Source organism: Acinetobacter sp. YH01011 (genome assembly GCF_013420785.1).
Lineage (GTDB): Bacteria > Pseudomonadota > Gammaproteobacteria > Pseudomonadales > Moraxellaceae > Acinetobacter > Acinetobacter towneri.
In genome coordinates this window covers 217,531-240,927 of record NZ_VOYG01000003.1, presented here as the reverse complement: position 1 = coordinate 240,927, position 23,397 = coordinate 217,531, and the positions used below count along the sequence as shown (strand labels likewise).

Below are 23,397 nucleotides of genomic sequence, written 5' to 3'. Positions count from 1 at the left end.
TCATCCTCCTGTTATGGCAGCAGTTGGCTTAGCTGCAAATTGCTCAACCAATTGCCCATCAATTAAGGCATAGTGACGCTGACATTGTGCCGCCAGTTTCGGGTCGTGCGTGACCAACACCAAGGTTGTGCCCAACTCGCGGTTCAATTCAAATAACAATTGCTCAATTTCAGTTGCAGTTTCCCCATCCAAGTTTCCTGTCGGTTCATCGGCAAAAATAATTTTAGGTTCACGAATTAAAGCGCGTGCAATGGCGACACGTTGTTGCTCACCTCCCGAAAGCACTTTCGGCGTTTGCTGTGCCTGACGCTCTAAACCGACACGTTTCAGCAAATTCAGCGCTTTTTGTTCAGCTTCTGCATATTTAAATTTTTCCTGCAAACGTAGTGGCAACATCACATTTTCCAGTGCCGTCAAATGCGGCAATAACTGAAAAGACTGAAACACAAAACCAATATGCTTTAAACGAACTTCTGCACGTTGTTCTTCATTTAATTCTGCAATCGACTCACCACAAATCAGCAATTTTCCACTACTGGCTTGATCTAAAGTTGCCAAAATACCCAATAAGGTCGATTTTCCTGAACCCGAACGACCTGTAATGGCCACTTGTTCACCTTCCTGAATATCGAAGTTTAAATTCTCAAAAATGGTCAATTGTTTTTGTGCAAGTTGTATCTTTTGTGTCAAATTTTGGGCAGAAATAATCGTTTGTGGCATGATATTAGATTCTTTAGTGTTTTGAGTCATACGTTTCCCATTATGCAAAATCGCAATCTAACTAGTCGTGTCTTCCCGCGTGTGTTGCTGCTCGGACTATGTTTCAGCCCACTCGTGGTATCTGCAAAAACCATTATGATTGTAGGTGACAGCTTAAGTGCAGGTTACGGCATACAACCACAACAAGGTTGGGTTCACTTATTGCAAAAACGTTTAGAACAACAGTATCCGAAACAGCATAAAGTGGTCAATGCAAGTGTCAGTGGCGAAACCACCAGTGGTGCTTTGGCGCGTCTGCCTAAATTGCTGCAGACCCATCGTCCAGACGTTGTAGTCATTGAGTTAGGCGGAAATGATGGCTTGCGTGGACAACCGCCACAAATGATTCAAAAAAATTTAGCGAACTTAATTCAGCATAGCCAAAAAGCCAAAGCGAAAGTGGTGATTTTTGGGATGAAAATGCCGCCAAATTACGGCTCGGCGTATAGCAAAGCATTTGAAAATAACTATAAAGTGGTGAGTCAGCAATATAAAGTCAAATTACTGCCATTTTTTATGGAAGGTATTGCGGGCAATAAGCAATTGATGCAAAAAGATTTAATTCATCCAAATGCCAAAGCTCAGCCTATTTTGCTAAATAATGCTTATCCATATATCAAAGGCGCTTTATAAAGCGCCTTTGAGGAAAATCTAATTGCTGTGCGGTTCGGATTAAAAATCAAAAAAAACCACTTCACCTGTTTCCAGTGAATATTCTGCACCGACTACTTTCAACTGACCTTGTTCAATCAGGTTTTCTAAAACTGCTGAACCATGACGCAATTGATTTACCGATGCAAATACATTGGAACGTACTGCATGCTTAGACAATTTCGCCAAATCATTTTTCAGTTCAGTCTGCATTAAGGTTTCAACTGAAGGGCGAACACGGTTCACAATCGACATTAAATTTGCCGATGGTGGACAGTCTGGGCACATTAAAGTATCAATTGTCGCTTGAATTGCACCACAGTGACTGTGTCCTAAGACAACAACCACAGCACAGTCATAACGCTCTGCCGCAAATTCAACACTACCTACCTGTGATGGCGCAACCACATTGCCCGCAACACGAATTACAAAAAGATCACCCAATCCTTGGTCAAATACCATTTCTGCAGGAACACGTGAATCTGAACATCCTAAAATAATGGCAAATGGATTTTGGTCTTCTGCCATTTCTGCACGCTGTTGGTGCGACAATTGCTTCGGATGTCTGGTATCACCAGAAACAAAACGTTGGTTTCCTTGTTTAAGACGTTCTAAAGCTTCTTGAGCTGTTAGCATTCTTGATTTACCACCCATCTTTGAAGTTGCGATATTCTAAAGCCAGTTTTTATGAATGTCACTTGCAAAAAAATATGCAGCTGCGCTTTTCTTTATTCATTTTTGTTATAAATTTTTTCACTTTTTATTGAGATAGGTCACATTTTCTACCAATTTCAAAGCTTTGATCAAAAAAGCAAGGGATGACTTTCATTTTTAAACGCCTACAATAGACAGAATACACTTGTGCAATTAGACCTAAGAGCTAGTGCCTATCATTATTGGAGCCTGTTTTGGGTTCGTCAGGGGAAGACGTTTTCATGATGAAATTTATTCGATCACGTTATCTACATACGACTTTATTGGCTTTGGGACTAAGTACATCTTGCCTTGTGCAAAGCGCTGCGCCCAATCCATATACCTTCACAAAAAACAATAACGCCAGTAACAGCAACGCAACTGAACTTAAACTATTACAAAATCATTTTCAGCAACAGCGCAAACAAGCAGGACTAAGCTCTAAAAGCATTCGTGTTGGAGATGTCGTCTGGAGCTATAACGAAGGTGGCTCGCACAGCAAACCCACAATTTTATTGATTCATGGTTTGGCAGGCACACGTGATAATTGGAACCGTGTCGCGCAATTTTTAACCCCACATTATCATGTGATTATTCCAGATTTACCCAATAGCGGTGACACCAAAACTCCAAGCAATTTTGATAATTCAGTTCCGAATGTAACTTCACAACTGCGTCAATTTATTGAAGCAATTGACTGTGAAGAAAACTTACACGTGGCAGGACATTCTTTAGGCGGCTCAATTGCAACCGTGTATGCCTCGCAATATCCTTTTGATACGCAAAGTTTATTTTTACTCAATAGTGCAGGCATTTATAAACTTGCTAATACGCCTTACACCAAAAATCCATTATCTTTAAATGACTTAATTGTGAGCAAACATGGCGATTTAGCCGACGTCGCCAAACAAATCATGCAAAGCCCGCCTGCCATGACCTCACAAATTCAACATGCGCAAGAAGAAGTCCTGATTTCTCGCTCAGAACAAACCCGTAAAGCAATTGAGCAAATTGTCAAACTCAACCGTATTTATACTCCAGACTCATTTGCACGTTTAGCAGGATCAATTGAAGCACCGACCCTGATTTTATGGGGTAAGCAAGATCGCATTATTAATGTTGAAGTGGCGAAGGAATTACAATCTTTACTCAAACGCGCCGAAACACCTGTGATTCTTAATAATGTTGGACACATGCCGTTATTGGAAGCTGAAAAACAAGTCGCACAATATTATTTGCCGTTTCTGGCTAAAACTCAGAACCTAAAAAACCCACTTGCTGATAAACTGATTCCTCTAAATTAATTATTATATAAAACCTTCATGCAGAAACATCCCATCATTGAGCAACTAATTGAAGCTCAGCTTGATTTTTTAGATCAAGAATTTAACCAAAGTGAAATGGTACAAACTGAATTTATGCAGGTTTACCAATGGTTTCGCAAACAAAGCTTACAAGATTTATGGACATCTGAAGCCATTCATCAACTGATTCAACATCAAATTTTAAATACACCTGCCAGTTCATTTTTAGTGGAACAAATTGCTGAGCATATTCGTTTTGCACTGGTACACCCTGTTAATGACAGCAGTAAAATTGCCGATGTGATACCTGTGCTGACCATCGACAAAATTGCACAATATGTTGCAAGTAAAAGTGGACATCGTCAGCGTTTGATTAAAGCCGTGGTGAATAATCCTGCCTTTGCCGCCATGATTACCCAACTCATTCAACACTCCATTCAGGATTATATGGATAATTCGGTGATCGCCAAAAGCGTGCCTGGCGTATCGCGTTTTATGAAAATGGGTAAATCGGTTTTGGAAAGCGTTACCGATACCAATTTAGACCAGACCATTCAGCATTATTTGCAAAAAAATGTGCAGAAGCTGACTCAAATGAGCGAGTCGGTGCTTAATCAACATTTTGATGAGGAAAAACTGTATCACTTCCAAGCCAATTTATGGCACACAGTTAAAGACTTGCCACTTTCCGTTTTAAAAAATTATATTGAAGTACAAGACCTATCCCAAACTGTCAATTTAGGACATGAAATTTGGGATCATTTACGCCAAAGTGACTATTTGAAACAGCAAGTGCATGATGGGGTTTATGCGTGGTATGTACGCAATCAGGCGCGCCCTTTTGACTTGTTATTGCACGACTTAAACATTGATGAAGCGCTAGTCCAACAACAATTACAACAACTGTTAAATCCAGTCATTCAAAAAATGATCGCTGAAGGCTATTTAAAGCAACGTGCGCGCCATTATTTAGAGAAATTTTATTATTCTGAAAAAACACAACAAATTTTAAATCTACAAACGAATGAATAGGGTCTGTTGACAATTTCAGATAAAAATAACCTCCTGAAATTTAGGAGGTTATTTTTAAGCGAGGCTTAGAGCTTATTTAAAATAAGCACCTTCAGATTGACTGTGGTCAGTCTGATCCACCACACGCATCAATTCAGGTACGTGTTGTTTCAAGGTTGTTTCAACACCTTGCTTTAAAGTCACATCAATCGCTGAACATCCTTGGCAACCGCCACCAAATTTCAATACTGCAGTTAAGCCGTGTTCTTCATCTTCAACCACTTCAACCAAAGCACAGTTACCACCATGCCCTGCTAAACCTGGGTTAATTTCAGACTGTAAAACATAAGTAATGCGTTCTTCTACTGAAGCATCTGGGCCTACGCGTGGCACTTTTGAGTTCGGTGCACGGAAAGTCAATTGACCACCAAAACGGTCTTTGTTGTAGTCAATTACGGCATCCAATAAATACGGAATAGACGGCGTATCAATAAATGCAGGAAAGTCTGGATATTCCTGTTTGTAGTCTGTAGGTACAACTTCATCGGGCGCACTATAAGCCATGCAACATTCAGCACGCGGTGTACCAGGATTTTCCACAAAAACACGCACACCAATACCCGGTGTATTTTGCTTTGCCAATAAATCCTTCAAATACTCTTGAGCAGTTGGCGTAATCAATAAGTTTGGAATTTCATCTACAACTGCTGTGCTGCTGTTCTCAGTCGACATAACAATAATTTCCTCAAGCTGAAGTGGCTATTTTAACTGAAGATGCGGGGGAATAAAAAAAAATCAACCAAAATTGTCGGATTTATTCCTAAAGTTCGACTCAAACTCAGTTTTGATGCATTATTACAGCAGAATTCAAGTAAAAGAATAGGCGTTTATGCTCGATTTACCTTTTAATCATACCGTGACCATTATCATTATTACGGTCATTGTGTCTATGTTGGCGTTTTCCAAACAAGAATTAATGAATCGTCTGATTTTTTGGCCGCCTGCTATGCAACGTGGTCAATATGACCGCTTCATTACCCATGGTTTTGTGCATGCCGATGGTGCGCATTTGCTGTTCAATATGATTACCCTGTTTTTCTTTGGCAGCATTATTGAAAGTTTTTATCGCCAATACGTCTATGATTTAGGCTTTGTTTTATTCTATTTGGGTGGTTTAATCGCCGCGATTATTCCAAGTTATTTAAAGCATAAAAATGACCATCGTTGGGCCAGCTTAGGCGCATCTGGTGCTGTATCTGCGGTGTTGTTTGCCTATATTTTGTTTGAGCCGTGGAAGTTGATTTTCGTGTTCTTTATTCCAGTGCCTGCCATTATTTTTGCAATACTGTATGTAGCGTATAGCATTTGGTCGGGTAAACGCGGCAATTCCAATATTAATCACAGTGCGCATTTATGGGGTGCGGCCTATGGTGTGATTGTGACTATTTTAATTGAACCACGCATCTTGCCTCACTTCCTGAATAAACTGGCGCAACTGCCGTTTTAACTTTTGAAACTATAACGACTCGGTACATCTACCACTGAGTCGTTGCTACTTTAAAGAATTTTCAAATCCGTCAATAGACTGCTTTCATAAATCCGCTTAACACCATCATTTATTGCCTCTCATCTTCAGCCTCTCTCATTGGGAAAAACGACTTTCAATCGTCATTTTATGAACTGCTGATAAGTATTTTTGATTGATGAAAGCATCTGAATGATCCAATACAGCATAAAGCACACAACAAATAACATGCAGTTACTCGACAAGCACTTATACTAAGAATATAAAGACTAAAACTATCAAGCAATCAGGAGTCAGCCATGAAAAAGTTTGCACTTCTAAGCGCCCTGTTACTCAGTCTAGGATTAAGCGCCTGTGCCGTACATACCCCTGAAGGCAGTGTGGTGATTGATCCTGACCGCACGATCTACCCGAAAGGCTATTATCCACACCAACATCCGCATGGTGATGGTGATTTTTGTCCTCCAGGTCAGGCGAAAAAAGGACGTTGTTAAGCTGTTGGTCTGAGTGAATAAAACATTGTTGATACAGCATCAGACTCATTTATGATTCGAACCTAGACATTTAAACACTAACCTTTAAATCTCAACAACATTTCATTCACATTAAAAACCTTTACACTTCGTGAAGGTTTTTTTATTCAAATTTCACTCAATTTTGGTAGTTTTTGCTACCCCATATCGCAACTTGGCATAGATAATGTATACATCTGTATATTAATTTCAATTTAGTTTGCGAGTTTTTGCATGTCCACTTCTTACGATGGCTTACAGTTTCCAATTCATCCAGAAAATCATAAACCCAGCACCTCAAGCACGGGCAAACAAATTATTGCCGAAGCCTTAGCCACAGTCGATCATCAAAGCTCAGTCGATGCTTTGGCAGAAAAAAACTGGCGTAAACACTATCCAAAATACTTTAAAGCCCTCGTGACCAATGGTATTCGTGAACAAGCTAACGCAATTCAAATTGCAGAAGATGGTTTAAGAAAAGCTCATCAAAGTTTTGAGTTTTATCGTCATGAGCAAAAATATGTGCTGAAAGATGTCATGCTCTTGCCTACTGAAACTTTACATACCTTTAAATTACAAGGCAGCAGCCAAGCAGCACCCGAATGGTATGTGCCGTATCGTGGGCAAAAGTTACAAGGTCAAGCTCTACTAGATCAAATTGCAATTTGGCTAGCAGCAGGCATTATTGAACCAAGTCATGCCGAAGCGTTAAATGCTGCAATCGCGCATCCTGAATGGTTTGATTTGTCTGACCGTAACATGGTGCTATTTGGTGCAGCTTCAGAAGCAGGGCCACTCACATGGTTAGCCAAATGGAAAGCCAATATTATTGCAGTCGATTTACCAAACAGCCGTGTGTGGAATAAAATTTTAAGCACTGTGCAACAAGGCAATGCTACCTTATACGCACCAAGTACAACACAACTCGCGGCAGATACTCCATTTGACGTTTTAACAGAGCAATTGGGTGCAAATCTGCTCACGCAAACCCCAGAAATTGCACATTGGTTAGCCCAAAAACCTGAAACGCTAGATTTAGCAGCCATTGCTTATTTGGATGGTGAAAAACACGTGCGTGTTGCGATGGCGATGGATGCCATTATGCAATATGTCAGCGAACACAAAGCTGATAGCAGCCTTATGTTTATGTGTACCCCAACCGATGTTTATGCCGTTCCTGAAGAAGTGATTAGCGCATCGGCAGAGAAGTTTCAGCAGCGTTCACAAGGGCAAAAGCTACTCACCAAAAGTATTGAAACCATTTCACGCAGTCATTTCTTCCAAAAGAATCTGCATAATTTAATTGCTTCAGACAATGGTCAACATTATGGTATTGCCGACTGTTTGGTGGTTGAACAAGGGCCAAACTATGCTTTAGCAAAACGCATCCAGCAATGGCGTGCAATTTTAGCGCGTCATCAAGGACAGCATGTCAGCATCAATATTGCACCTTCGACCACCACACACTCTGTGACCAAAAATCCATTACTCAAAGCAGCATTTAGTGGCGCAAGTTTGTTTGATGTTGAAGCATTTAGCCCTGAAACCACCAATGCGATTATGGCGGCATTGTGGATTCATGACTTACGCAATCCAAACTCGGCAGCCAATCCTGAAGTGAAACTTGAGCATCCGCTCGAATTGATGATGGAAGGTGCGAACCATGGTGGATTGTGGCGCGTGGCGTATTTGGCACGAACGGCCCTACCTTTCGCTGCGCTCTATGGCTTTGCTGCAGATAAATTACCACTGGACAAAGTCATCCAAAAATTTAAAAAGTAATGTAAACCGCTAATCTATCTATTCAAAAACTTGCCTGCAAATATTTCTCTAGACTGATCTGCAGGTATAAAAAAAGCGCTGTATCATCACAGCGCTTTTTTCAACCACTCAAAAAAGTTGAGAATGGATTAAAACACTTTTAAGAACAACCAGAACAAGCTACCCGATAAACAAATTGTCGCAGGTAAAGTGAAAATCCAAGCCGAAAGAATTGTACGCACCATTTGGAAATTCAGACCCGATTTATTTGCCACCATGGTACCTGCCACCGCACTGTTCAGTACGTGTGTAGTTGAAACTGGCATCCCCAAACCATCTGCAGCAGCAATAGTTGACATTGCCACAAGCTCGGCAGACATACCTTGACCATAAGTCATGTGCTGCTTACCGATACGTTCACCAACAGTCACCACAATACGTTTCCAGCCGACCATCGTACCCAAGCCTAGTGCTAAGGCAACGGCAACTTTGACCCAAGTTGGAATGTATTGTAAGAATGAATCTAAATGGCTGCGGTAGCTTTTAACCACTTTTTTCTGTTCTTCCGACATTTCAGGCAAGGCATTGGCTTTGTCTAAACGCTTGAATGAAGTCGTGCTTAAATACATATCATTACGCATTTCTGCTACTTCAGCTTCAGGCACATCTTTCAAGTTGCCATATTGACCCACACGCTCACCCAAATGGTCAGTTAAGCTTGCCAAAGCAGGCACGACTTCAGGGGTAATTTCTTTGGTCTGAATATAGCTAGTGATGACCTGACGTGCTTTTTCATCTGGCATATCGACATGTTGTGCATAAATCACATCAGCTGTTTGCGTTGAAAGCTGTTGGAACGATTGAATGTGGTTTTGGTCTAACTCTTTATTTAACGAGTACGCCAACGGCACAATCCCGATCAAAATCAACATGATTAAACCCATGCCCTTTTGACCATCGTTTGAACCATGCGCAAAACTTACCCCAGTACAAGTAAAAATTAGAATGGCACGAATCAGTGGTGGTGGTGGCTTATTGCCTTCAGGTGGCTGGAACAACTCCATTTGTTTCTTGAAGATTTTTTTCACCAAGAAGAACAAAATCGCAGCAAAGGCAAAACCAATCAGTGGCGAGAACAATAAAGCCTTGCCCACTTTCATGACTTGTTCCATGTCTACGCCACTTGCACCCGCACCTGAGTTCAGCAAGTAGTTCATAATCCCCACACCTAAAATCGAACCGATTAAAGTGTGCGAACTTGAAGCAGGAATACCGAAAAACCACGTTCCTAAGTTCCAGACAATCGCGGCAATCAACATGGCAAAAACCATGGCAAAGCCTGCGCCTGAACCGACATTCATAATCAATTCGACTGGAAGTAAGGCAATAATACCGTAGGCAACTGCGCCACTGGCGACCATCACCCCAAGGAAGTTACAGAAACCCGCCCACATTACTGCCACAGGTGCAGACAGGGCATTGGTATAAATAACCGTTGCCACTGCGTTAGCTGTGTCGTGGAAACCATTCACAAATTCAAAGCCTAAGGCAATGAATAAAGCGGTCGCCAATAAAATCACCGAGTACATGCTTAGCGCAGGCACGTGGGATAAGTCCGCAGACAATTGGAAACCAATATAAATAAGGGTAGAAACGATGATCGTTAAAAACACCGGCATAAAAAATTTCGGTGTAGGCACATGAACATTGGTCGATTTAGTGGTCGACTTGTGTGCTGAATCTACAGGAGTTGGATTAGAATTCATGCAAGCAGAAAAGAGGATTTAAAATCCCCTTATTGTTCAATTAAATTGTGACAATTATATGACAAAGAGCTGCTATATAAAGCAACTTTCATACTTTATTTTCACACTTTAAGCTGTTTTTTTTGTGCATAAAATTAAAATTAACATTTAAATTTAAACACTTAGAATAAATAAACCTACTTTTCTTATGCCATTCTCTCAAATTTAGATTGTTACACCTTTGTCATATTTGCCTAAAATTTCAGACAAAATTTACCGTGAGCCAATTTTGCCTGAGCAATATGACAAAGCGATGACGCATCAAAGTAAAATCAAAATTAGAATGTTCCTCATCACAACTTTTATTTAGGTTCAAAAGCTACAGCAAAATCCTAAAAATACTGCTTTATGCACTATTTTTACGACTTCCACTCTCTCTAGTCGCTTCAAGTGCACGAAAGCCGTGCGAACTCTGCTAAAATAGCGCTCATTTCGGATTCAGTCATAAAGGGTTTTTTATGTCCACGCTTACCACCCTGAAAGCGCTTCTTGCCCAAAGAATTTTAATTATCGATGGTGCTATGGGTACTATGATTCAACGCCATCAATTGGAAGAAGCCGATTATCGTGGTGAGCGTTTTGCAGATTGGGCACATGACCTCAAAGGCAACAATGATTTATTGGTACTGACCCAACCGCACATTATTCAGGGTATTCACGAAGCCTACTTAGATGCGGGTGCAGACATTATTGAAACCAACAGCTTTAACGGCACACGCGTTTCTATGTCTGACTATCACATGGAAGATTTGGTTCCAGAAATTAACCGCGAAGCAGCGCGTTTAGCCAAAGCTGCCTGTGAAAAATATTCAACACCAGACAAACCACGTTTTGTGGCAGGTGTACTTGGGCCAACATCGCGTACCTGTTCAATTTCACCAAATGTAAACGACCCTGCATTTCGTAACATTAGCTTTGATGCACTCAAAGAAAACTATATTGAAGCTGCGCATGCCTTAATTGAAGGTGGTGCAGATATCCTGCTCATTGAAACTGTATTTGACACCTTAAACTGTAAAGCTGCGATTTTTGCGGTCAAAGAAGTGTTTAAACAGCTCGGGCGTGAATTGCCGTTGATGATTTCAGGTACCATTACCGATGCTTCAGGACGTACCTTAACGGGTCAAACTGCAGAAGCTTTCTGGAACTCGGTACGTCATGGCGATTTACTTTCAATTGGTTTTAACTGTGCTTTGGGCGCAGATGCCATGCGTCCACACGTTAAAACCGTTTCAGACGTTGCCGATGTGTTTGTTTCTGCACACCCGAACGCGGGCTTACCCAACGCATTTGGTGGTTATGATGAAACGCCTGAAGAAACCGCAGCTTTCCTCAAAGAATTTGCTGAAAGCGGCTTGATCAATATTACAGGCGGTTGCTGTGGTACAACGCCTGATCATATCCGCGCGATTTACAATGCGGTAAAAGACATTCCACCGCGTAAAATTCCAGAGATTAAACCTGCATGCCGTTTAAGTGGTTTAGAACCATTTAACATTTATGATGACTCTTTATTTGTAAACGTGGGCGAACGTACCAACGTCACAGGTTCTAAAAAATTCCTGCGTTTAATTCGTGAAGAAAACTTTGCCGAAGCCTTAGATGTTGCTCGTCAACAGGTAGAAAGCGGTGCGCAAATCATCGACATCAACATGGATGAAGGCATGCTCGATTCAGAAGGTGCGATGGTGCACTTCCTGAACTTGGTGGCATCTGAGCCTGATATTTCTCGCGTACCTATCATGATTGACTCCTCTAAATGGGAAATCATTGAAGCAGGCTTGAAATGCGTACAAGGTAAAGCCATTGTCAACTCTATTTCCTTAAAAGAAGGTTATGACGAGTTTGTCGAAAAAGCCCGCCTCTGCCGCCAATACGGCGCAGCTGTCATTGTTATGGCCTTTGACGAAGTCGGACAAGCCGATACTGTGGCACGTAAGCGCGAAATTTGTAAACGCTCTTATGACGTTTTGGTCAATGATGTTGGCTTCCCTGCCGAAGACATTATTTTTGACCCGAACGTGTTTGCAGTTGCGACAGGTATTGAAGAACACAACAACTACGCAGTCGATTTTATTGAAGCCACAGGCTGGATTAAACAAAACCTGCCGCATGCCATGATTTCAGGCGGTGTATCGAACGTATCTTTCTCATTCCGTGGTAACGAACCTGTACGTGAAGCCATTCACGCGGTATTCCTATATCACGCTATTCAGCAAGGCATGACCATGGGGATTGTCAACGCAGGTCAGTTGGCAATTTACGATGACATCCCGAAAGAACTGAAAGAAGCAGTTGAAGCCGTTATTCTGAACCAGAACCAAGGTGAAAGCGGTCAGGATGCCACAGAAAAACTGCTAGAAGTGGCAGAAAAATATCGTGGTCAATCAGGCGCACAAAAAGCCGAAGAAAACTTAGAATGGCGTAGTGAATCTGTCGAAAAACGTCTTGAGTACGCTTTAGTTAAAGGCATCACCACCTTTATTAATGAAGACACCGAAGAAGCGCGCCTGAAAGCCAAACGTCCATTAGATGTAATTGAAGGCCCGTTGATGGATGGCATGAACGTAGTTGGTGACTTGTTTGGTGCAGGTAAAATGTTCCTGCCACAAGTGGTGAAGTCTGCACGTGTGATGAAACAAGCCGTTGCATGGCTCAACCCGTACATCGAAGCTGAAAAAACCGAAGGTCAGTCTAAAGGTAAAGTTTTGATGGCAACGGTAAAAGGCGACGTTCACGACATTGGTAAAAATATTGTGGGCGTAGTCTTGGGCTGTAATGGATACGATATTGTCGATCTCGGTGTGATGGTACCTGCAGAAAAAATCCTGCAAACTGCCATTGACGAAAAAGTCGATATCATTGGCTTGTCTGGTCTGATTACCCCATCTTTAGATGAAATGGTTTTTGTTGCCAAAGAAATGCAGCGTAAAGGCTTTAACATTCCATTGTTGATTGGTGGCGCAACCACATCTAAAGCACATACTGCAGTTAAAATTGATCCACAGTTCTCAAATGATGCAGTGATTTATGTTGCCGATGCTTCGCGTGCCGTTGGTGTTGCGACAACCTTACTCTCCCCTGAAATGAAACCTGCTTTTGTTGCAGAGCATCGTGCGGAATACGCTAAAATTCGTGAACGTATTGCCAATAAGCAACCAAAAGCTGCGAAATTGTCGTATGCAGAAGCCATCGACAATGGTTTAAAAATTGATTGGGACAACTACACGCCTGCAGTACCAAAATTAATTGGTACACAAGTGCTGACCAATTACCCGCTTGAAACCTTGTTGCCATACTTTGACTGGACACCATTCTTTATTTCTTGGAGTTTGGCGGGCAAATTCCCGAAAATTCTGGAAGATGAAGTGGTGGGCGAAGCTGCAACCGACTTATATAACCAAGCGCAAGCCATGCTCAAAGATATTATTGCAAATAATCGCTTTGATGCACGTGCAGTCTTTGGGATTTACCCTGCCAACCGTTCTGCGGCAGATTCAGTACAAGTATATGATGCAGCACGTAATCAAGTAACGCACACCTTCCATCATATTCGCCAACAGTCTGACAAAGTCACAGGCAAACCAAACTTGTCTTTGGCAGACTTTGTTGCAACTGCAGAGCAAGGGCAAGATTACTTGGGCGGCTTTACCGTGTCGATTTTTGGTGCGGAGGAAATGGCCAATGAGTTTAAAGCCAAAGGGGATGATTATTCTGCCATTTTGGTGCAGTCTTTGGGTGACCGTTTTGCAGAAGCATTTGCAGAGCATTTGCATGAGCGTATTCGTAAAGAATTCTGGGGCTATCAGCCGAATGAGCAGCTAAGCAATGAAGAGCTGATTAAAGAGAAATATGTAGGGATTCGTCCTGCACCGGGCTATCCTGCGTGCCCTGAGCACTCTGAAAAAGCCACACTGTTTAACTGGTTAGGTTCGACTGAAAAGATTGGCACACAGCTGACCAGCAGCTTTGCGATGTGGCCGCCTTCATCTGTGAGCGGCTTCTACTATGCCAACCCTGCTTCTGAGTACTTTAACGCGGGTAAAATCTCGTTAGATCAGCTTGAAGATTACGCACAGCGTAAAGGCTGGAGTTTAGATGAAGCGAAGCGTTGGTTAGCTCCAAACTTGGATGATTCGATTAATTAATTGCTTTATGCCGCTTGGGTAGTACATCGGCCCATGCGCTCTACATAATGTCATTTCAAAAACCAGTGAATTGTAAAATTCACTGGTTTTTTGTTAAAAGGAAGTTTTAGCTAAATTGCATCAAATTATTGGAAGATCGTAATCCCCCTAAAATAAAATAATCTAAAAGTAGAATTTTCTTTTAAGATTCATGTACGTATGACTACATTAAATAAATTTACGGACTTAGACAGGCCACATATCCGAGTTGTTACTTAAATTTGAATGGATTTCGGAAAATTCGGCTTCTGAATGTTTAGGCAACAAATCCTGACGATACTAGGAATTAGTCACCAATATCAGGAATAAAAACCTGCTTTAAAGGGATTAAAGCTCTATATTGTGGTTTAAAATCTTCATAATAACGATAAATTAACTCTACAATCTCTTTACCATCAATAAGTCTTAACCGTGATTTATTCGTAGCTTTACTCTTTGCTTGATTACTATAACTTCCAAGATTAACAAATAAAGCATATTCGCCATCTTCAAGAGTACCTAAAAGTTGATTTATTTCAGGTAAGCCATTAGATGTTAAAGTTTTTTTACATTGAACCTTAATAATAGGGGGTTCGAAGCCAAGTGTATCCTTGTGAGCAATAACATCAACACCGCCATCACCCGACCTCTGAGTAACCCTAGCAACATACCCCATGCATTCAAGCAAATGAGCGACAAATTCTTCAAACTGATAACCGTTTAAATGTTGATGTAATCTGCGAATAATAAAATCTTCAGTTGAATATTTTGCTGTTTCATTAATTACTTTAGTTACTGTTTCATCATCGGGTATTTCTTCTTGTTCTAATTCTTGCTCTTGTAACTCAACTATTGGGTCTTTATTTATTGTAGCTTGGTATTCAATACCTACAGCATTTAAAAAATCACCTGCTGTTTTCTTAATTTCAAACAACGTAATGTAAGCACCAATTTCATATAACGCTACTTGAGAAAAATTGTTACGTGGGACTCCATTAGGTGTTAGCCATGTTACAGGACGACGATTTAAATAAGCATCTTCGTCTTCAGAATTAGCTCTCTCATAATCTCCACTAATAATACCAATATAGACCAATCTATCCGATTTGCATGGGTATACCACATAATCTCCTGTTTTTACCACATGCATAAATCTGTAAATTGTGGCTACCTGAGTTCGGATAGAAGGCATTGAAGAATCAGGTTGCTTTGCTTGCAAAGCAAATTTAAAGGCTTCCCTATCAGCATCAATCTGACTTAAATCACCTAACTCTGACCAGCCAATTCCAATGTAATTTTTTTCAACTGGCTCAGTTCCAACATGTACGCCCATGTGTACACCCCAAACAGTCGGAGTATCAGACATTTATTGACCTTAAATACTTGTAATTTATGCCGTTCAGCATATCTTAAATAAGGATTAATTTGAATATGAGTATTATTGTGGGTATCGTTTCTGAGTTTAAAAAATTTGATGCTGATCTTAAAAATCCGAACTGGTCAGTATCTTCAATTAGCTCTAATAATGAGCTAATTGTTAGTTTATGGGGTCATAAACCTTTATTATCTAAACATCCAACTGAAAGAAAACAGGTTTATCGTGACCGTATTGATAGATGGTCTGGTAATGGACGTAATGAATTTAAGAAAAACCTTGATCTAGCATTAGAAGAAAAATTAAAAATTAGACCTATTATAGCTATGCTCGATAAAAGCTCGGATTTTCAAAATATTTTAGATGGCAAAGATGGCAGCCAATACCCTAAAAGATTTAATGCAAAAACCAATTGGATCGGTGAATTAACTATTTGGGATGGTATCCAATTTGAGATTGTATTTAGTCTTGAACAATAATTTAAACTCAAACCAAGTTTTTATTATGCTTACTACAGGCTTACCTTGCATAAACCCTAAATACAACAAAGCCCTGAGTATGTCAGGGCTAAGTCATTGATATTTGGCGGAAGCGGTGAGATTCGAACTCACGGAGGACTCACACCCTCGTCGGTTTTCAAGACCGGTGCATTAAACCGCTCTGCCACGCTTCCAATGGCGGCTATCATATAAAGAAAAATTCAGCTTGGCAAATATTTTCTAAAAATTATGATCCAAATGTTCAAAATAAAATCAAAAATCAGTCATTTTCTGCAATTTCAGGCTTTTCATAGCGTATCGAATTAATAAACCAGCTCTTTTTGCCTAACGGCGTCTGCACTTCCACCTCATCATCTACCTGTTTAGACAACAAAGCTCTAGCCATAGGTGAATCAATCGAAATATGTTGTGGATGATGATCATAAATTTCATCCACGCCCACAATTCTCAAGGTCTTTTGCTCGCCTTGTTCATTTTCAATTTCGACCCATGCGCCAAAATATACTTTACCCTCTTGTTCTGGTGCAAAATCGACAATACGCAGCTCTTCTAAACGCTTGCCCAAATAACGTACCCGACGGTCAATTTTACGCAAAAGCTGTTTGTTATATTGGTAATCTGCGTTTTCAGAGCGATCGCCGAGACTTGCCGCCCAGTTTACTTTTTTGGTGATTTCAGGGCGTTCTTCATGCCACAAATGCTGTAACTCTGCCACGAGTTTATCGTGTCCAGAACGTGTAATTAAGTTAGATTTCATGGTGTTTTTGCAGCCGGTTTTTTACATTTGGTTAACATCAATCCTATATTTTATTGCATTTTTATACACAATAAAAATTTATAAAATTTATTTCTCAATGAAATGAATATCTTATGTTACATTTTTCAAAAAATTTATGTACAAAATTTGACATCCAAAATTTTCATCTTTATTATTCGCACATCTTTTAGTTTTGATCACTTTTTAACCTGTGTATAAATTTTACACATTTTCCCTTTAATCCCAAGTCATTTTGAATGACGTCATGACTGCCCAACCCTTATTGAATTTATCAAACTTGAAAAAGTTTAAGGTGTGTTGCCTTTGCTTTTTAGGGCATAAATTACTTGTAGCGGAGCCAACATGCACAGTAGTTCAACGTCTGGGTCTAGGCTTAGCCTTCACTCATTTTTTAATCGCCTCCCATTCAAAGTCCTCGCTTTCAGTACTGTTCTTCTCCCATTCCACAGTATTAACGCAGGCAAAGCCGTTCATCAATTTGACAGCGTCGTCAATCAGAACAAATTGACCGTTGTGTCTGTGGAAAATCCAACCACAGTGTTTAAAGATGGACAACATTTACATGGCTTTGGTTATGACCTTGTGCGTAACTATGCCGACAGCATGAATGTGAAACTCGAATTTAAAACGGTAAGCGACAATGCGACCGCTTTAAAATGGGTGTCTTCTGGTAAAGCGAACTTTGCCATGACCACGTCGAGTATCCAAAGCATCGAAAAGCAGCAACTCACGGCATTTTCTGCCAGTTGTGGCGATTTAAATACTTTAAAGCGTAATGGTTTAAATAGTGAGCTGAACTGGGTGTTTAAACACGCAGATGATCCTCTTAGCCAAACCGCAAGCAACTTTGTTTGTCGTGGCAAGCAAAACGGCTCAATTACCCAATTGGCTTCATTTTATAATCGTAATGTGGTCAAACAAGAATCGTGGGATGTGATCCAGCGGGATTTGCGTAATCGTTTACCTTTATATAAGGCCAACTTTAAAAAGACTGCCACGCAGTACGATTTAGACTGGCATCTTTTGGCGGCAATTGGTTATCAGGAATCTTACCTCAAACCCAACTCGGTTTCGCCAACAGGTGTGCGCGGTATTATGATGCTGACCAATAATACAGCCAAAGCGATGGGCGTAAGCAACCGTACCGATCCTGCACAAAGTATTCAGGGTGGTGCTAAGTATTATGACCAAATGCTGAGCCGTTATGAGCATATTCCATTTCCTGATCGTAACTGGTATGCCCTAGTCGCTTATAACATGGGTCCTGGTGCAGTCAGTCAAATTCAGAAGCGTATTCGCTCACAAGGCAAAAACCCGAACAATTGGGTTAACCTATATGCGTATTTAGACCGTAACAAAGCGAGCAACGGTCGTTATCGTCAAGCAGTGCAATATGTGACTCGTATTCGCGCCTACCTTGAGCATATTAAGACCACACCGCAATTGGTGAATATCTAAAATTTACCTCGCGTGATTGAGTTGCAGTGTATATCAGCTGCAATTCAAACATGAATAATGCGCTGTTAAAGCTGCAGTGCATAAAAAAGCCTAGTTGATACTTCAGCTAGGCTTTTTTGTACTATAGCGGGAAATTCGCCTGCTACAGCGTAAATCGCTTGAATTAAGCAGATTGCTCAAGAATCTTCTTAAATAAGTCTTTTTGTTCTTGGCTTGGTTTTGCAGTTTGTAATGCCATTAATTGTGACATATCGCCCTGTACTTTGATTTTACCTGTCATAAAGGCTTGCATAGCAGCCGCCATGTCAAACTCTAGGAATACTTTACGTAAAGTTTCCGCATCCATATTTAATGTTGTTTTTGCGTTGTCCGCCAAACCTTTTTGGATTTTACCGCCATCTAAAGACAATTCTGTGTTGCCTGCAGCATCAGTCACCACTAAGTTAATTGCCAGATTTGCAAGTGCTGGAGGTAGGTTTAAATCACCAGCTTGAGCCGTTAAATTTTCTACAGTTGCAAACCAATCATCAGTTAAAAAAGCAGGCATGATTTTTCCTCAATATATTTGTGCATGTGTGTTGTCTATCCAGACACCATCATTATTAAGCTGTTTTGCTTGCTGATTGTTATAGCATGAACCTTTCGTGAAAGGCTAAGAAATTTTGTACGGGACGTTCAGTTTTTGTATTTTTAGTCGAAATGACGACTTTCTCAAATAAATCAAATTCATAAAAAAACACCAAGCTCTGGCTTGGTGTTGATTACATTTTAAAGGGATTGACAGGCTGTTATCGCTTAGTCTGCAGCGTAGCCTAAATTGACCATATTGATGCGTTTGTTTTGCTCTGCTGCGTTTTGTTCGGCCTGATCGGCAAAATCAAATACGCGCTGGCTGTCTAACGCTTCAAAGTCGAATAATTCACGGTCTGCCAACTGCGATGGCGATACATTCTGTAATGCGCCAAAAATACTGTGCAAACGCTTAGGATGTGCTTTATCCCACTCACGTAACATGTCGTTAATAATGGCACGCTGTAAGTTTTCCTGTGAACCACACAAGTTACACGGAATAATTGGGAATTTACGCATTTCTGCATATTTAATGATGTCTTTTTCTTCCACATAAGCCAGTGGACGAATCAGCATATTTTTCTTGTCTGATGACAACAACTTCGGTGGCATGGCTTTTAAGCTACCGCCATGGAACAAGTTTAAGAAAAAAGTCGCCAAAATATCATCACGGTGATGCCCAAGCGCCACTTTGGTTGCCCCTATTTCCTGCGCAAAGCCATACAAAGAACCACGACGCAAACGCGAACACACTGCACAGTAAGTTTTACCTTCAGGCGTTAAACGCTTGGTGATGCTATAGGTGTCTTTTTCTAATATGTAATATGGGATGTTATTTTCTTCTAAATAACGCGGCAATACATCTTCAGGGAAGCCTGGTTGCTTTTGGTCTAAGTTCACAGCCACCACATCAAAATTGATGGGTGCGATGCGCTTGAACTGCAACATAATGTCCAACAAGGTATAACTGTCTTTACCACCAGAAATACACACCATGACTTTATCGCCATCTTCAATCATGTTGAAGTCACGAATCGCATGCCCGACTTGACGACGCAGCTTTTTCAACAAACGATAATACGCAGAGCTGGTTGGAAGTTCTGGTTTGAAATTAAAGCCTTGATCGGACTCAACTGGTGAGAACATAGACGCGATTAACCCATGAAAAAAATTACCGCGCAATTTTAGCCGATTCAGACCAATCCCGCATCAAAAGAATGTAATTTCATCGCAATCTTCCTTTTCGTCAAAGAACTTAATTTCTGACTGCGCGTTCATTTCTGTTTACACACTTTATTTCTATCTGCGCAGATCGTTTTTTTCTGTGGCAAGTTTGAACCCTCAGGTTCACTTTTTCGCCAAGATGCTTATCTTTTGGACTTTTCCACAGTTTTCCACAAAAGCTGTGGATAACTTTGTGGATTTAAAACAACTTGACAACGCCTCTTGCCGTTATTCTAAGGCTTCTCTTTAAATTGATTACTTTTTGATCGATTTTATTTTAATTTAAAATCAAACACTTAAGTGTGTCAAGCTGATCCAATTAAAAAAAAATAAATATTTTTTTTGATTACTCTGTCAGCAATTAAGCTTGATTTTTTTCGACACTACTGTAAATGAATTTGTACAAAGCCTTTTCATCTGTGAGATTTTTGTTAAACTCCTCATAACTGTTTGGGGACAGCTTTTAGTGTATTCACAGCATGAACAATAAAATTAATGCCTTTTTACTGTATATTTTGGGGACTGCCAGCATCATGCCTTTGGCAACGACAACGCACGCAGGTCAAATTTATATGTATAAGGACAGCAATGGCAGTACCTTGCTGACCAACCGTAAAAGTGCAGATCGTTCACTGACAAAAGTAAAAGTCACCTATTATCCAGACAGCAATATTCACAGTTATCGCAACTGGGGCAATTCCGAAGCGTCGGTATTGCCAAGTTATAGCCGCAATAAAAACGCCTTTGACCACATTATTCAGCAAGCAGCACAACAACACGGTGTTTCAGAAGGTCTAATTAAAGCAGTGATGCATACCGAATCAGGTTTTAATGTCAACGCCCGCTCGCCTGTCGGTGCACAAGGTCTAATGCAGCTCATGCCTGCGACAGCACGACGTTTTAATGTCAGCAACGCTTATGACCCGCATGAAAACATTATGGCGGGTGCAAAATACTTGGCTTGGTTACTCAAACGCTTTAATGGCAACACCACTTTAGCTTTGGCGGGTTATAACGCAGGCGAAGGCAATGTTGCAAAATACGGCGGCGTACCGCCTTTTCGTGAAACACAGGATTATGTACGTCGTGTGACCAGTCGCTATAGCAACCTATATGCTAGCGGCGTTAGTGCAAGTTCTGGCAGTAACGCGATTACGGCAAATAACAATAGCAATACTCAGAGTCAAAATGCACAAGTGATTGCGCAGTCAGACAATTACACTGCCAGTAATCATCAAGTGGCGGCAAACAAACGTCCACAACGTCAAATTATTATGGCTGCCGATGGTCGCTTTACCGATGCACCTGCAGGTTCATACGCGACAGGGAATGCCACGGCTTCGGCACGTATTTTTATTTCAGAATAAAAGCTGCAGCACTTCATTTGAGCTTGCGGCAACGCAAGCCTTTTTGAAATGCCAATTGCAGTATCAGCGCAAAATATTTTTAGTACAGTTTTATTATTTTTTCTTGAATTTTTAATACATACACCGCATATTTACGGCATGGTTTATTAATAAATCAGATTACATTTTTAATATAAGAGGATTTACTCAATGATGCGGATTGGTTTGTTCTTGCTAACCAACCTCGCGGTACTGGTTGTAGCTGGCATAATTTTGTCACTCTTCGGTGTCGGTAGTTACCATGGCGCGGGTGGCTTAAACCTAGGCAACCTGTTGGTCATCTGTTTTGTCTTTGGTATGGTTGGCTCTTTAATTTCACTATTCATGTCTAAATGGATGGCGAAAAAAACAACTGGGACTGAATTAATTGACCCGAATGCACCTCGTAACCAAGCTGAAGCGTGGTTATTAAATGAAGTTGCGCAGTTGTCGCAACGTGCTGGTATCAAAATGCCAGAAGTGGGTATTTTCCCTTCTTACCAATCGAATGCTTTTGCAACAGGTTGGAATAAAAACGATGCTTTAGTCGCTGTATCTACAGGGCTGCTTGAGCGTATGAACAAAGATGAATTACGTGCAGTTTTGGCACACGAAATTGGTCACGTTGCCAATGGTGACATGGTGACCTTGGCACTCATTCAAGGTGTGGTCAACGCATTCGTCATGTTCTTTGCCCGTGTTGCAGGTGACTTCATTGACCGTAACGTATTTGGTCGTGAAGATGGCGAAGCACCAGGCTTGGCTTATTTTGCAATTACCATTGTACTGGATATCGTATTTGGTATTTTGGCCTCTTCAATCGTGATGTGGTTCTCGCGTCAACGTGAATACCGTGCCGATGAAGCAGGTGCACGTTTGGCAGGTAAGCAAGCCATGATTTCTGCATTATTACGTTTACAGGCAGAATCTGAAATGCCTGATGCAATGCCAAAAGAAATGAAAGCTTTTGCGATTTCTGCAGGTAAAGAAGAAGGTTTTAGCTTGGCAGCGTTATTCCAAACTCACCCAAGCATTGAACAACGTGTTGCAGCTTTACAGCAATTAAATTTACCTTAATACTGCTAGCAAGATATTGTAACAGCGGCACCAAAAAGCTTCCTCAGGGAAGCTTTTTTCATGTCTGTAAATTAGATCTGCCAGATGGTTTTGTACTTTAAACAGGTTCATTTAAACAGCAAAACTTTGTGACCAGTGCCACAACCAACTTGCACCGAGCCATGCTGCCCAAATAAAGAAAATAAGAAAAATCACACCAAGCAAATCAGGCAAATGTAGCCACAGCCATGCCACTACAGGATTACGCCAAAATGCTGACTGCTGCTGTTTACGTTCCAATCGCTCATGTAAAAAAGGATGTACCACATGATGCTCACTGTGAATCTGATATTCTTCACGGATATGCGTATGCACTACATCTAAAGCTTTACGGCTTGGACGAATAAATACATCAAATACTGTGCCGACAATTGGCACAAAACCAACTACTGCATCCATCACAGCAAGTTTAATCACGGGAGTGAGTTTGGTTTGTGGTACACCAATTTGTTTGGCTTTATAAATCGCATAACAGGTCAGTGCAAAACCTGCGACATCCCCCGCGACAGGTACAGTGCCTAATGCGGCATCTGCTCCCACGCCCTGCTTGGTAAATGGAATACGCACCACAGAATCCATCATATTGGCAAACTTGGCTAAATCGCGCTCTAAGCGAATCACCTCTTGCTGGCTAAGTTTTTTTGAAGATGCAGGTTCTGGCATAGAAAACGTATCGTTGGGTAAATGCAATCTACTTGAGAATAAAGCAGTTTTTTACTCAGGTCTGTTATGATTTTATAAACAGAATTTTGATCAATGCAAAAAGTTTAAGATGAGGTCTTGAATAAGTCATCATCACCGACA

Annotated in this window: 20 protein-coding genes and 1 tRNA gene; 11 read left to right on the top strand and 10 right to left on the bottom strand. The window is 40.9% G+C overall.

Going from position 1 to position 23,397, the window contains the following annotated elements; genetic code table 11:
• Complete coding sequence (locus tag FTT78_RS03760; RefSeq protein WP_180043632.1) at window positions 1–750, bottom strand: ABC transporter ATP-binding protein; 750 nt, start codon at window positions 748–750, stop codon at window positions 1–3.
• A gap of 12 nt (window positions 751–762) precedes the next feature.
• On the opposite strand from FTT78_RS03760, the gene FTT78_RS03755 reads away from it, so the two are divergent.
• Window positions 763–1,392, top strand: a complete 630-nt coding sequence (locus FTT78_RS03755) for an arylesterase (RefSeq protein WP_234113847.1) — start codon at window positions 763–765, stop codon at window positions 1,390–1,392.
• Window positions 1,393–1,431: 39 nt separating this feature from the next.
• On the opposite strand, the gene FTT78_RS03750 is transcribed toward FTT78_RS03755, so the two are convergent.
• The gene (locus tag FTT78_RS03750) at window positions 1,432–2,046 is read right to left on the bottom strand and encodes a carbonic anhydrase (RefSeq protein WP_004972031.1); all 615 of its coding nucleotides are present in this window, start codon (window positions 2,044–2,046) and stop codon (window positions 1,432–1,434) included.
• Window positions 2,047–2,345: 299 nt separating this feature from the next.
• Here FTT78_RS03750 and FTT78_RS03745 point away from each other — a divergent pair, with 299 nt between their 5' ends.
• A complete protein-coding gene (locus FTT78_RS03745; RefSeq protein ID WP_026438298.1) occupies window positions 2,346–3,407 on the top strand; it encodes an alpha/beta fold hydrolase in 1,062 nt (353 codons plus the stop codon).
• An 18-nt stretch (window positions 3,408–3,425) separates the two neighbouring features.
• The gene (locus tag FTT78_RS03740) at window positions 3,426–4,439 is read left to right on the top strand and encodes a hypothetical protein (RefSeq protein ID WP_180043631.1); all 1,014 of its coding nucleotides are present in this window, start codon (window positions 3,426–3,428) and stop codon (window positions 4,437–4,439) included.
• A 72-nt stretch (window positions 4,440–4,511) separates the two neighbouring features.
• Here FTT78_RS03740 and nfuA read toward each other — a convergent pair whose 3' ends face one another.
• Window positions 4,512–5,150, bottom strand: a complete 639-nt coding sequence (gene nfuA, locus FTT78_RS03735) for a Fe-S biogenesis protein NfuA (protein WP_096900978.1) — start codon at window positions 5,148–5,150, stop codon at window positions 4,512–4,514.
• A 157-nt stretch (window positions 5,151–5,307) separates the two neighbouring features.
• Here nfuA and FTT78_RS03730 point away from each other — a divergent pair, with 157 nt between their 5' ends.
• The 3 genes from FTT78_RS03730 (at window position 5,308) to FTT78_RS03720 (ending at window position 8,237) form a co-directional block, all read left to right on the top strand.
• Window positions 5,308–5,925, top strand: coding sequence for a rhomboid family intramembrane serine protease (locus FTT78_RS03730; protein WP_004972041.1), 618 nt, complete (start codon window positions 5,308–5,310; stop codon window positions 5,923–5,925).
• A gap of 317 nt (window positions 5,926–6,242) precedes the next feature.
• Entirely contained in the window at window positions 6,243–6,437 is a 195-nt protein-coding gene (locus FTT78_RS03725) for a hypothetical protein (RefSeq protein ID WP_004972042.1), read from the top strand.
• Between the two features lie 252 nt (window positions 6,438–6,689).
• On the top strand, window positions 6,690–8,237 hold the full coding sequence (locus FTT78_RS03720) for a hypothetical protein (RefSeq protein WP_179991132.1): 1,548 nt from the start codon (window positions 6,690–6,692) through the stop codon (window positions 8,235–8,237).
• Between the two features lie 128 nt (window positions 8,238–8,365).
• On the opposite strand, the gene FTT78_RS03715 is transcribed toward FTT78_RS03720, so the two are convergent.
• Window positions 8,366–9,982 (bottom strand): inorganic phosphate transporter, encoded by a 1,617-nt coding sequence (locus FTT78_RS03715; protein ID WP_004972047.1) that lies wholly within the window; start codon window positions 9,980–9,982, stop codon window positions 8,366–8,368.
• Window positions 9,983–10,479: 497 nt separating this feature from the next.
• Between FTT78_RS03715 and metH the strand changes: the two genes are divergently transcribed.
• The gene (metH, locus tag FTT78_RS03710) at window positions 10,480–14,169 is read left to right on the top strand and encodes a methionine synthase (protein ID WP_180043630.1); all 3,690 of its coding nucleotides are present in this window, start codon (window positions 10,480–10,482) and stop codon (window positions 14,167–14,169) included.
• A gap of 325 nt (window positions 14,170–14,494) precedes the next feature.
• On the opposite strand, the gene FTT78_RS03705 is transcribed toward metH, so the two are convergent.
• The gene (locus FTT78_RS03705; protein WP_225530189.1) at window positions 14,495–15,553 is read right to left on the bottom strand and encodes a restriction endonuclease; all 1,059 of its coding nucleotides are present in this window, start codon (window positions 15,551–15,553) and stop codon (window positions 14,495–14,497) included.
• A 65-nt stretch (window positions 15,554–15,618) separates the two neighbouring features.
• On the opposite strand from FTT78_RS03705, the gene FTT78_RS03700 reads away from it, so the two are divergent.
• Window positions 15,619–16,041: a hypothetical protein gene (locus tag FTT78_RS03700; RefSeq protein ID WP_179988560.1), complete on the top strand. Its 423-nt coding sequence runs from the start codon at window positions 15,619–15,621 to the stop codon at window positions 16,039–16,041.
• A 104-nt stretch (window positions 16,042–16,145) separates the two neighbouring features.
• On the opposite strand, the gene FTT78_RS03695 is transcribed toward FTT78_RS03700, so the two are convergent.
• Both FTT78_RS03695 and greB read right to left on the bottom strand, forming a co-directional pair.
• Window positions 16,146–16,235: transfer RNA gene (locus tag FTT78_RS03695), tRNA-Ser, on the bottom strand.
• Between the two features lie 86 nt (window positions 16,236–16,321).
• Window positions 16,322–16,819 (bottom strand): transcription elongation factor GreB, encoded by a 498-nt coding sequence (greB, locus tag FTT78_RS03690; RefSeq protein ID WP_004972106.1) that lies wholly within the window; start codon window positions 16,817–16,819, stop codon window positions 16,322–16,324.
• Window positions 16,820–17,182: 363 nt separating this feature from the next.
• Between greB and FTT78_RS03685 the strand changes: the two genes are divergently transcribed.
• Window positions 17,183–18,298 carry a transglycosylase SLT domain-containing protein gene (locus tag FTT78_RS03685; RefSeq protein WP_004972108.1) on the top strand — a complete coding sequence of 372 codons (1,116 nt, stop codon included), beginning with the start codon at window positions 17,183–17,185 and terminating at the stop codon, window positions 18,296–18,298.
• A 163-nt stretch (window positions 18,299–18,461) separates the two neighbouring features.
• Here FTT78_RS03685 and FTT78_RS03680 read toward each other — a convergent pair whose 3' ends face one another.
• Together FTT78_RS03680 and ttcA are read right to left on the bottom strand one after the other, a co-directional pair.
• On the bottom strand, window positions 18,462–18,845 hold the full coding sequence (locus FTT78_RS03680) for an SCP2 sterol-binding domain-containing protein (protein ID WP_004972111.1): 384 nt from the start codon (window positions 18,843–18,845) through the stop codon (window positions 18,462–18,464).
• Between the two features lie 248 nt (window positions 18,846–19,093).
• The gene (ttcA, locus tag FTT78_RS03675) at window positions 19,094–20,014 is read right to left on the bottom strand and encodes a tRNA 2-thiocytidine(32) synthetase TtcA (protein WP_104853169.1); all 921 of its coding nucleotides are present in this window, start codon (window positions 20,012–20,014) and stop codon (window positions 19,094–19,096) included.
• Between the two features lie 557 nt (window positions 20,015–20,571).
• On the opposite strand from ttcA, the gene FTT78_RS03670 reads away from it, so the two are divergent.
• Together FTT78_RS03670 and htpX are read left to right on the top strand one after the other, a co-directional pair.
• Window positions 20,572–21,459, top strand: coding sequence for a lytic transglycosylase domain-containing protein (locus FTT78_RS03670; protein ID WP_004972115.1), 888 nt, complete (start codon window positions 20,572–20,574; stop codon window positions 21,457–21,459).
• 189 nt (window positions 21,460–21,648) lie between these two features.
• Window positions 21,649–22,554: a protease HtpX gene (gene htpX, locus FTT78_RS03665; protein ID WP_004972117.1), complete on the top strand. Its 906-nt coding sequence runs from the start codon at window positions 21,649–21,651 to the stop codon at window positions 22,552–22,554.
• Window positions 22,555–22,665: 111 nt separating this feature from the next.
• Here htpX and FTT78_RS03660 read toward each other — a convergent pair whose 3' ends face one another.
• A complete protein-coding gene (locus tag FTT78_RS03660; RefSeq protein ID WP_004972119.1) occupies window positions 22,666–23,256 on the bottom strand; it encodes a DUF4112 domain-containing protein in 591 nt (196 codons plus the stop codon).
• Window positions 23,257–23,397: the final 141 nt, after the last annotated feature.